Origin of the sequence: Schlegelella aquatica, from assembly GCF_026013905.1 — a bacterium.
In the GTDB taxonomy this organism is placed as follows: Bacteria; Pseudomonadota; Gammaproteobacteria; order Burkholderiales; family Burkholderiaceae_C; genus Caldimonas; species Caldimonas aquatica.
The window spans coordinates 477,735-487,817 of the sequence record NZ_CP110257.1 but is presented as its reverse complement, the minus strand read 5'-3'; the positions used below and the strand labels follow the sequence as shown (position 1 = coordinate 487,817).

The 10,083-nt window shown below is 70.1% G+C and carries 12 protein-coding genes; 2 read left to right on the top strand and 10 right to left on the bottom strand.

Features of this window, described 5'->3' with window-relative positions; all coding sequences use genetic code 11:
* The first annotated feature begins 37 nt into the window (after positions 1–37).
* Positions 38–2,512, top strand: a complete 2,475-nt coding sequence (locus OMP39_RS02175; protein WP_264893175.1) for a DUF1631 family protein — start codon at positions 38–40, stop codon at positions 2,510–2,512.
* Between the two features lie 385 nt (positions 2,513–2,897).
* On the opposite strand, the gene pdxA is transcribed toward OMP39_RS02175, so the two are convergent.
* Together pdxA and OMP39_RS02165 are read right to left on the bottom strand one after the other, a co-directional pair.
* Positions 2,898–3,971: a 4-hydroxythreonine-4-phosphate dehydrogenase PdxA gene (pdxA, locus tag OMP39_RS02170; RefSeq protein ID WP_264893174.1), complete on the bottom strand. Its 1,074-nt coding sequence runs from the start codon at positions 3,969–3,971 to the stop codon at positions 2,898–2,900.
* Positions 3,968–4,717: a Nif3-like dinuclear metal center hexameric protein gene (locus OMP39_RS02165; protein ID WP_264893173.1), complete on the bottom strand. Its 750-nt coding sequence runs from the start codon at positions 4,715–4,717 to the stop codon at positions 3,968–3,970. The genes pdxA and OMP39_RS02165 overlap by 4 nt, the downstream gene beginning before the upstream one ends.
* Positions 4,718–4,731: 14 nt before the next feature.
* On the opposite strand from OMP39_RS02165, the gene OMP39_RS02160 reads away from it, so the two are divergent.
* Positions 4,732–5,874 carry a S1C family serine protease gene (locus OMP39_RS02160; RefSeq protein ID WP_264893172.1) on the top strand — a complete coding sequence of 381 codons (1,143 nt, stop codon included), beginning with the start codon at positions 4,732–4,734 and terminating at the stop codon, positions 5,872–5,874.
* A gap of 71 nt (positions 5,875–5,945) precedes the next feature.
* Here OMP39_RS02160 and tatC read toward each other — a convergent pair whose 3' ends face one another.
* The 8 genes from tatC to hisF all read right to left on the bottom strand — a co-directional run bounded on the left by tatC (position 5,946) and on the right by hisF (position 10,019).
* On the bottom strand, positions 5,946–6,740 hold the full coding sequence (gene tatC, locus OMP39_RS02155; protein WP_264893171.1) for a twin-arginine translocase subunit TatC: 795 nt from the start codon (positions 6,738–6,740) through the stop codon (positions 5,946–5,948).
* Positions 6,737–7,234: a Sec-independent protein translocase protein TatB gene (gene tatB / locus OMP39_RS02150; RefSeq protein WP_264893170.1), complete on the bottom strand. Its 498-nt coding sequence runs from the start codon at positions 7,232–7,234 to the stop codon at positions 6,737–6,739. Before tatB ends, tatC begins: the two co-directional genes overlap by 4 nt.
* Before the next feature lie 77 nt (positions 7,235–7,311).
* Entirely contained in the window at positions 7,312–7,548 is a 237-nt protein-coding gene (tatA, locus tag OMP39_RS02145) for a Sec-independent protein translocase subunit TatA (RefSeq protein WP_264893169.1), read from the bottom strand.
* Between the two features lie 107 nt (positions 7,549–7,655).
* Complete coding sequence (locus tag OMP39_RS02140) at positions 7,656–8,006, bottom strand: histidine triad nucleotide-binding protein (RefSeq protein ID WP_264893168.1); 351 nt, start codon at positions 8,004–8,006, stop codon at positions 7,656–7,658.
* A complete protein-coding gene (locus OMP39_RS02135) occupies positions 8,003–8,389 on the bottom strand; it encodes a DUF4870 family protein (protein ID WP_264893167.1) in 387 nt (128 codons plus the stop codon). The genes OMP39_RS02140 and OMP39_RS02135 overlap by 4 nt, the downstream gene beginning before the upstream one ends.
* Complete coding sequence (locus tag OMP39_RS02130; protein ID WP_264893166.1) at positions 8,386–8,763, bottom strand: phosphoribosyl-ATP diphosphatase; 378 nt, start codon at positions 8,761–8,763, stop codon at positions 8,386–8,388. Before OMP39_RS02130 ends, OMP39_RS02135 begins: the two co-directional genes overlap by 4 nt.
* Before the next feature lie 4 nt (positions 8,764–8,767).
* On the bottom strand, positions 8,768–9,157 hold the full coding sequence (gene hisI / locus OMP39_RS02125) for a phosphoribosyl-AMP cyclohydrolase (protein ID WP_264893165.1): 390 nt from the start codon (positions 9,155–9,157) through the stop codon (positions 8,768–8,770).
* Positions 9,158–9,257: 100 nt separating this feature from the next.
* On the bottom strand, positions 9,258–10,019 hold the full coding sequence (gene hisF, locus OMP39_RS02120; RefSeq protein WP_264893164.1) for an imidazole glycerol phosphate synthase subunit HisF: 762 nt from the start codon (positions 10,017–10,019) through the stop codon (positions 9,258–9,260).
* Between the last annotated feature and the right edge of the window lie 64 nt (positions 10,020–10,083).

The following is a 10,083-nucleotide window of genomic DNA, read 5'->3' as shown; positions in this document are numbered from 1 at the left end:
TTCGCGCCATACTGCGCTTCGTTGCGTCCCGGCTGCAATGAGCGTACCCGACCCGCGTCTTCACGCCGCCATGCAATCGGCGGTGCAGAGAATCCTGTCCACGGTCGCCGACACGGCGAGCCGCACCGTGGACGTGCTGGGCATGCTCGCGCTGTCGGCGAAGAGCAACGCCGACCGCCAAGCCTACATGGCGGCGCAGTACGACTTCCAGCACAAGCTGTCTGCCTTCAACATGACGTTCACCAGCGTGTTGAACGAGAAGGTGGCTCAGCAACTGCACCCGCGCAGCACCCGCCCGATGGCCGCCACCGACTGGACGGCGCTCGGCCTCGTCGGCGACCAGGAGGTCGAAGAACAGGTCACCGCGCACCGCCTGGGCCTCGCGATCGAGCACGAATGCGAATGGGAACTGCGAGAGCTCGACGCCTACATGGGCTCGCTGCTGGGGCTGGGACGACCGGACCCGGAGCGCAACCCCATCCGCCCGGAGATCGTCGGCAAGGCGCTCTTTCGTGCGATCGAGAGCGTCACGACCGATGTCGGGGTGCGCAAGACATTGGCCCGCGAGTTGTCCCACGGCCTGGCGAAGTCCATGCGGCAGTGCTATGGCGCGATCGTCGCCGACCTGAGCGCGCGCGGGGTGCAGCCCGTGGGGCTGGCCGTGCGCTCCGGCATCACGGGCACGGGCGGCGTGACCGCGCCCGCCTCGGCGGCCCCGCGCACCACCCCGCCAGACCTGCACCGGACGGCCCAGACGCTGAGCGCCCTGTTCGGCGTGCCGCCACCGTCGAGTTTCGCCACCTCGGCCGGGGGCCTGTTCGGGCCGTCCGGGGGAAGCGGCTTCGCGGCCTCGGGTGAGGGCTCCCACCGCTCGGGCTTCGGGGCCGCTGCGCCGGGCCCCACCGGCAGCGGCGCGGCAGGGCGCGTGAGCGACGCCCAGATGGCCGAGCTCATCCGCCGGCTCGCATTCCTCGCCAGCACGCCCGGCGCGCTCGACCCGGCCGCCGCGAGCGGGTGGACACCCGGCATGGCGACGGGCGGAGTGGGCGGGGGTGTCCCGCCGAGCGGCGAGGCCCTTTCGAGCGGGTTGGGGGGGCTGATGGCCGTCAACCTGATCCGCGCCCACCGCGAAGAGCTGGTGCGTGCGGCGAGCGCGCCCCTCGATCACATGGTGATCGACATCGTCGCCTCGCTGTTCGACCAGATCCTGTCCGACCCGAAGGTGCCGCCGCAGATGGCGCGCCAGATCGCGCGCCTGCAACTGCCCGTGTTGCGCGTGGCGCTCAAGGACGTGCGCTTCTTCTCGTCGCGCAGCCACCCGGTGCGCAAGTTCGTCAACCGCATGGCGTCGATCGCCTGCGCCTTCGAGGACTTCGACGACGGCCCGGGCATGCGCTTCCTGTCGCTCGTGCGCGAGCTCGTGCAGCAGATCGTCGAAGGCGACTTCGACCAGATGGATCTGTACGAGTCCAAGCTGCGGGCGCTGGAGGGCTTCGTGCAGGAGCAGGCCCAGGACGAGGCCCGCGCGCATGCCGAGGCGGTCGAGTTGCTGGCCCAGAAGGAAAGCCAGCTGCGACTGCAGGCCCGCTATGCCGAGCAGGTGCAGGCGGTGCTGCTGCCGCTCGGCGTGCAGGACTTCGTGCGCGAGTTCTTGCAGCAGACCTGGTCCCAGGTTCAGGTCGAGGCGGCGATGCGCCACGGCCCCGATGCCGAGATCACACAGCGCATGAAGCAGGCCGCGCGCGAGCTGATCCTCAGCGTGCAGCCCAAGCACTCCCCGGCCGAGCGCAAGCAGTTCATCCTGACGCTGCCGCAGCTGATGAAGACCCTCCACGAGGGCCTCGCGCTGATCCGCTGGCCGGAGGACAAGAAGAAGGCGTTCTTCTCCGAGCTGCTGCCCTGTCATGCGCAGTCGCTCAAGGGGCAGCCGCTCAGCGACTCCCAGCGCCACCAGCTGGAGAGCCACCTGCAGGCCCTGGACCGGCTGGAGCTGCCCAAGGCCGAGGACACGCCGCCGCCTGACGCGGCGCCGGTGCTCCAGGGCGAGCCCACGGGCTTTTCGGACGAGGAGGCGGCGCAGGTCGGGCTGGTGCAGGAGGCCGCCGTCGATTGGGACGGCCAGGTGGACATCGACCTGGCCCACCTGGACGATGGGGCGGCCGGCGGCGACGTCGACATCAATCTCGACGGCCTGGGCGCCGAGCTGCGACCGGAGACCCCGACGCAGGGCGCGCAGCTCGCACAGTACGTCCAGGCCGGAGTGGCCTACCAGATGTTCGTCGACGGCGCCTGGAAGAAGGTGCGTCTCAACTGGGTGAGCCCCGGGCGGACCTTCTTCATCTTCAGCCAGGGCCACAAGCACCAGAAGATCATCTCCATGACCGGGCGCATGCTGGCCAAGCTGTGCGAGAGCGGGCGCTTCCGCGCGTTCGAGCAGGCCTACCTGATCGAGCGTGCCGTCGCGCGTGCGAGGCGCCAGCTGGCCGCACTGACGGCCCATAGCAAGAGCTGAGGCCCGGCGCTCGGCCGCCCGGAGCCGGGCCGTCACCCCCCCGGGGGGTGGGGCGTACGCCCCGGGGGCAAAGACATAAGGCCCGGCGCTCGGCCGCCCGGAGCCGGGCCGTCACCCCCCCGGGGGGTGGGGCGTACGCCCCGGGGGCAAAGACATAAGGCCCGGCGCTCGGCCGCCCGGAGCCGGGCCGTCACCTCCCCCGGGGGGGTGGGGCGTACGCCCCGGGGGCCAAGACATAAGGCCCGGCGCTCGGCCGCCCGGAGCCGGGCCGTCACCCCCTCGGGGGGTGGGGCGTACGCCCCGGGGGCCAAGACATGAGGCCCGGCGCTCGGCCGCCCGGAGCCGGGCCGTCACCCCGTCGCCGGCGGGCGCGCGAAAGGAAGGATCAGCGAGCCGGCGCGGCGGCGCGCCGGGCCCCGGCCACGAGCGAGCGCGCCATGCGCAGCGCAGCGACGAGGCTAGCCGGGCTGGCGCGCCCCGTGCCCGCCAGGTCGAACGCGGTGCCGTGGTCGGGGCTCGTGCGCACGAAGGGCAGGCCCAGCGTCACGTTGACGCCTTGTTCGACGCCGAGGTACTTCACCGGGATCAGCCCTTGGTCGTGGTACATCGCGATCACCAGGTCGAACTCGCCGGGATGCTCGGGCGGCGCGTGGCGGGCCCGCATGAAGACGGTGTCCGGCGCAAAAGGGCCGCGCGCGTCGATGCCCTCGAGTCGAGCGGCCTCGATCGCGGGGGCGATGATGCGCAGCTCCTCGTCGCCGAAGAGCCCGCCCTCGCCCGCGTGCGGGTTGAGCCCCGCGACCGCGATGCGCGGGCACGGCTGCCCCCACAGGGCGGCACTGCGATGGGCGATGCGCAGCGTCTCGAGCACGCCTTCGACGGTGACGGCCTCGATCGCGTCACGCAGCGAGACGTGGATGCTGACCAGCACCGTCTTGAGCTGGTCGTTGGCGAGCATCATGCGCACCGGAGAACCGCCCTCGCCGTTGGCATACGCCTGCAGCATCTCGGTGTGGCCGGGAAAGGGAACACCGGCCGCGGCGAGGGCTTCCTTGTGGATCGGGGCGGTAACGAGGCCGGCCACACGGCTGTTGAGCGCGTCGGCCACCGCCTGCCGGATGCACTCGTGGGCCGCCGCACCGGCACGCGCGTCGACCTGTCCCAGTGGCAGGTCCTCCGGCAGCCGGACGGCAGGCCAGACGGGCAGACACCCGGGCGGCACCTCGCGCCACTCCTGGATCGACTCCAGCACCGCCACAGGCACCCGGTGGCCGAGCCGCGCGCAGACCCGACGCAGCAGTTGCGCATCGCCGTAGACCACGCAGTCGCGAAGCTCGCCGGCCCGGTGCGCCATCGCGATGATCTCCGGCCCGATGCCGCAGGCATCGCCCATCGTCACGGCGAGCGGCGCGGCGCGGCGGTCGCCCGCCCCGGGGGTTTGCGGCAGCGTCTCGCTCATGCCGGATTGTCGATGTCGATGAACTCGTGCACGAGCCCGAAGCGCTCGGCGACGTGGGCCGCGAGGGCCGGGGCGCCGTAGCGCTCGGTGGCGTGATGCCCGCACGCCAGGAACGCGACGCCCGTTTCCCGCGCGTAGTGGGTCTGCGGCTCTGAAATCTCGCCGGTGAGAAAGACGTCGGCACCCGCGGCAATCGCCGCCTCGAAGTAGCCCTGCGCCCCGCCGGTACACCACGCGACGCGACGCACCGGGCGGCCGTCGCCCTCCACCACCAGCGGCGCGCGCCCGAGCGCGGCGCCCACGGCCTGCGCGAAGGCACCCAGGCCCGCGGGCTCGCGCAGCGTGCCCAAGGCTCCCAGCTCCTGCTCGCCGAACCGACGCTCGATCTCGAGGCCGAGCACGCGGCCGAACTGGGCGTTGTTGCCCCACTGCGGGTGTGCGTCCAGCGGCAGATGGAAGGCGTAGAGGTTCATGTTGGCGGCCAGCAGCCGCTGCAGGCGCTGCTTCATCCAGCCCACGACGCGGCCGTCCTGACCGCGCCAGAAGAGGCCGTGATGCACCAGGATCGCATCGGCCCCGGCCTCGGCCGCCGCGTCGATGAGCGCGCGGCTGGCGGTCACCCCGCTGACCAGCTTGCGCACCTCGGGCCGGCCCTCCACTTGCAGGCCGTTCGGCCCATAATCCCTGAAACGGTCCGCCTCCAGCAGCCCGTTCAGGTACGCCTCCAGTTCATCCCGGTGGACCATCGACCCCAACTCCCATGCGCAAGACCTGGCTCATTTTCTCGCAAGCCGTGACAGTGGCTGTGGCGGCGTTGTTCGTCGTCGCCACCCTCAAGCCGGAGTGGCTGCACCGCAGCCCCGGCAGCGTGGTGCCGACCATCTCGATCAACGAAGCGCCCCCGGTGCCGGCCGTGGCGGCGCCCAGCAGTTACGCAGCCGCGGCCAAACGGGCGGCGCCGGCGGTCGTCAACATCGCCACCAGCAAGGCGCCCGAGCGCAACCCTCATCTGGACGACCCCTGGTTTCGCTTCTTCTTCGGCGACCAGCCCTCGCAGCCGCAGATGGGACTGGGTTCGGGCGTGATCGTGTCACCCCAAGGGTATGTGCTCACCAACAACCATGTCATCGAGGGGGCGGACGACATCGAGGTGATGCTGAGCGACGGCCGCAAGACGAGCGGCACGGTGGTCGGCACCGACCCGGAGTCGGACCTCGCCGTGCTCAAGATCGAGCTGGACAAGCTGCCCGCCATCACCTTCGGCGACTCGGACTCCCTGCAGGTCGGCGACGTGGTGCTCGCGATCGGCAATCCCTTCGGCGTCGGCCAGACGGTGACCTCCGGGATCGTGAGTGCGCTGGGGCGCAACCGGTTGGGCATCAACACGTTCGAGAACTTCATTCAGACGGATGCGGCGATCAACCCCGGCAATTCGGGAGGAGCGCTCGTCGATGCCGCCGGCAACCTCATGGGCATCAACACCGCCATCTACTCGCGCACCGGCGGCAGCATGGGGATCGGCTTCGCCATTCCCGCCACAACGGCCCGGCAGGTGATGGAAGCGCTGATCAAAGACGGCCACGTGACGCGCGGCTGGATCGGCGTGGAGCCGCAGGATCTGACGCCCGAGATGGCCGAGACCTTCAACCTCCCGGTCAAGGAAGGCGTGCTCATCACCGGCGTGCTGCAAGGCGGCCCGGCCCACCGGGCGGGCGTGCGTCCGGGCGATATCGTCGTCTCGGTCGCGGGCAAGGAGGTAACCAACACGGCGCAACTGCTCAACGCGGTGGCCGCGCTCAAGCCGGACTCCACGGCGCCCATCGTCGTGCAGCGTGGCAAGGAGAAGCTCGAGTTGCAGGTGCGCGTGGCGGAGCGCCCGACGATGGCGCGCCGCGGACGCTGACACGCAGAGCCCGCGGTCCGCGCAGGACCGCAGGCCCGCGCCTTTCGGGGTGGGCGGACCCCGGCGCGCGTTCAGCGCGCCGCGTCTTCCTCGGCCTCCGGCGCGCGGGTGTGCTTGATGAAAAGCGCCGCCGCCCACAGGCCCACCTCGTACAGCAGGCACATCGGAATGGCCAGCGCCAGCTGCGAGATCACGTCAGGGGGCGTGACGATGGCGGCGATGATGAACGCCAGCACGATGAAGTAGCTGCGGAAGGCGCGCAGCTTCTCGAGCGGCACCACTCCCATGCGCGCGAGCACGACGATGACGATGGGCACCTCGAAGGCGAGCCCGAAGGCGATGAACATCGTCAGCACGAAGCTGAGGTAGGCCTCGATGTCCGGCGCGGCCGTGATGCTCTTGGGCGCGAAGCTCTGGATGAACTTGAAGACCTGCCCGAAGACGAAGAAGTAGCAGAACGCCACACCCACCAGGAACAGGATGGTGCTGGAGATGACGAGCGGCAGGACCAGCTTCTTCTCGTGCGTGTAGAGCCCCGGCGCGACGAACGCCCAGGCCTGGTACAGCACCACCGGCAATGCAAGCAGGAAGGCCGCCATCAACGTGATCTTGAGCGGCACGAGGAACGGCGAGATCACGCTGGTGGCGATCAGCGTGGTGCCCTGCGGCAGATGGGCCACCAGCGGCGCCGCGAGCAGGTCGTACAAGCCGGACGGACCGGGCCAGACGAACAGCGCGGCGAAGGCGATGCCCACCGCGATCAGAGCTCGGACCAGCCGGTCGCGCAGCTCGATGAGGTGCGAGACGAACGGTTGCTCGGTGCCGTCCAGTTCGTCCGGACGGTCGTTGGGGGAAGGAGCGCTCACGAGCCGGCTTTCGAGGACGCGCGTGGCGGGCGAAAGCGCGCCACCCGGGCGGCACCGGACTGCACGCGCGTGCGCACGCCATGGCGCTGCTTGTACCACTGGGGAACGGCGGCCCGTTTGGCGCGCCAGTTCTTCTTGACGGGCTTGTACTCGGCCACCGGCGTGTGCCAGCTGCCGCCGGCCGCCTCAGCGGGGGTCGAGACGCCTTGCAGTTCGGACCAGGACTTCTCGAAGTCCTGCGAGACCTGACCCACCTCCTGCGACACGGTCTGCTCGAAGTTGCGCGCCGCGTCTTCGACGTGGGTCTTCATCTTCTTGAGCTCTTCGAGCTCGATGGAGCGGTTGACCTCGGCCTTGACTTCGGCGACGTAGCGTTGGGCGCGGCCGAGCAGATGCCCCACCGTGCGGGCGACGCGCGGCAGTTTCTCGGGGCCGATCACGATGAGCGCGACGGTACCGATGAGGGCGAGCTTGTCGAAGCCGAAATCGATCATGGATGCCGTTCAGCCCGGCCGGCCGAGGCCGTCGCCGGGCGCGGGGCCCGCTTTGGGGGCGGGCCGGCGCCGAAAAATCAGGACTTGGTCTTGGCGTCGACGTCGATCGTCGCCTGCTTGTCGGCGCTGCGCTCGGCGGTCACCTGCTGGGACGGCGGCGCCGCCTCCGCGCTGGAGCCGTCCCGCACGCCGTCCTTGAAGCCCTTGACGGCCGCGCCCAGGTCGCTGCCGATGTTCTTGAGCTTCTTCGTGCCGAACACCAGAACGACGATCAGCAACACGATCAACCAGTGCCAGACACTGAAAGAACCCATGGTGAACTCCTAAGCCAATCGCAAATTTTACGTGTGCGCACGCCTCGGTGCCGCTTCTGCCCGCGCCCCCTTCACGCCGCCAGGGGCACCCGCGCGGGCCGGCGCCTTCACCCCACGCGCCAGGGGCGCGGCCCGCCCATGACATGGACATGGAGGTGATAGACCTCCTGCCCGCCGTCGGGGCCGGTGTTGACCACCACCCGGAAGCCGTTGTCGGCGCCGTTCTCGCGCGCCAGCCGGGGCGCCAGTGCCAACATGCGGCCCAGCAGCGCCTCGTGCTCGGGGCCCACCTCCTGCAGCGAGGGCACGTGCACCTTGGGAATCAGGAGGAAGTGCACCGGCGCATGGGGTCGGATGTCATGGAAGCCGAGCAGTTCCTCGTCTTCGTAGACCTTGCGTGACGGAATTTGGCCTTCGGCGATCTTGCAGAAGATGCAGTTCGGGTCAGCGTGGCTCATGGGCGGGCAGGCTCGATGGCCTTGTTGGCGTTGAGGTTGATCCATCCCCGCACGACGCGGTAGAGGAACCAGATCGAGATGATCGCCCAGGCGATCATGCCGGGCACGACGAACAGCAGCCACAACGGCGCAGTCAGCAGGTACAGGCCGCCGGCCCACAACACCGAGCGGATGCGCCAGGCGAAGTGCGAGGCCTGCCACGTTCCGGCGGCGTCGTCCTTCTTGACGAGGTCCAGGATGAAGGCGGCGATCAGCAGCAGCACGCTGGCCTGCACCCCCGGCACCACCGCCGAGACGGCCACGATGGTGTGCAGCAAGTAGCTGACGGTCCCGATCGTCTTGAGGGTACGCTCCTGCTCGCTCAACTCGACATCCATCGTCATCGCGGCTCGTCCTCCCGAGGGTGCCCCCCGCGTCGCTCGGCCTCGCGCTCGCGCGCCTTGCGCAGCGCGAACTCCTCCAGTCCCGACAGGCCCTCGCGGCGCGCGAGTTCGGCCAGCACGTCGGCGGGCCGCAGCCCGAAGTGCGCCAGCGCGATCATCGAGTGGAACCAAAGGTCGGCGACTTCGTAGACGATCTTCTGCCGGTCGCCGTCCTTGGCGGCCATGACCGTCTCGGTCGCCTCCTCGCCCACCTTCTTGAGGATCGCGTCGGTACCCTTGTGGAACAGACGGGCGACGTAGGACTTCTCCGGGTCGCCGGCTTTGCGGGATTCGATGACCTGGGCAAGCCGGGCCAGGGTGTCGTTGCCGTCCATGGCGCTATTTGTAGATGCGTTCCGGATCTTTCAAGACCGGGTCCACCGCCTGCCAGGCACCCGCCTCCAGCCGCTGGAAGAAGCAGGAATGCCGCCCGGTGTGGCAGGCAATGCCCGGCTCGTGGCCGAGCTGGTCGACCTTCAGCAGGATCACGTCGCCGTCGCAGTCGAGCCGGATCTCGCGCACCTTCTGCACGTGGCCCGATTCCTCGCCCTTATGCCACAGGCGCTGCCGCGAGCGGCTCCAGTACACCGCCTCGCGGCGCTCGGCGGTGAGCGCGAGCGCCTCGCGGTTCATGTAGGCGAACATCAGCACGTCGCCCGTCGCGGCTTCCTGCGCGATGACGGGCACGAGCCCCTCGGCGTCCCATTTGACCTGATCCAGCCAGTCCATCCGGGCAGTGTAGCAATGCGGCGTGAAGGAAACGGGACAGCCGCAACGGCAGCCCGCGCCGGCGCCCGGGCGAAGGGCGGGACGGCGGCGCCCCGTGGCGTCACAGGCGCACGGGAATCCCCCGCTCGGCCATCAGCGCCTTGGCCTGGCCGACGGTGTATTCGCCGTAGTGGAAGATGCTGGCGGCCAGCACCGCATCGGCGCCACCTTGCACGAGGCCCTCCACCAGATGCTCCAGGGTGCCCACGCCGCCCGAAGCGATGACCGGCACGGGCACGGCGTCGCTGACGGCGCGGGTGAGCGCCAGGTCGAAGCCGCTCTTGGTGCCGTCGCGGTCCATGCTGGTGAGCAGGATCTCGCCAGCGCCGTACTCGGCCATCTGGCGCGCCCAGGCCACGGCGTCCAGGCCGGTGTTGCGGCGCCCGCCATGGGTGTAGACGTCCCACCCGCTGCCGTCGGCGCGCGCCTTGGCGTCGATCGCCACCACGATGCACTGAGCCCCATACTTGGCCGAGGCCTCGCGGATGACCTGCGGGTTGGCCACCGCCGCCGAGTTGAAGCTGACCTTGTCGGCCCCGGCGTTGAGCAGCCGGCGTACGTCCTCGACGGTGCGCACGCCGCCGCCCACGGTGAGCGGGATGAAGACCTGGCTGGCCACCGCCTCGATGATGGGCAGGATGAGGTCGCGTCCGTCGCTGGTGGCGGTGATGTCGAGGAAGGTCAACTCATCGGCGCCCTGGTCGTTGTAGCGCGCCGCAATCTCGACCGGATCGCCGGCATCGCGCAGCTCGACGAAGTTGACGCCCTTGACGACGCGGCCGCCGGTGACGTCCAGGCAGGGGATGATGCGTTTGGCGAGCATGTGGGCAAGGAGGTGGTGGGCGCCCCACCGCGGCGCCGCATGAAAGAGGTGGAGAGGCTGAGGG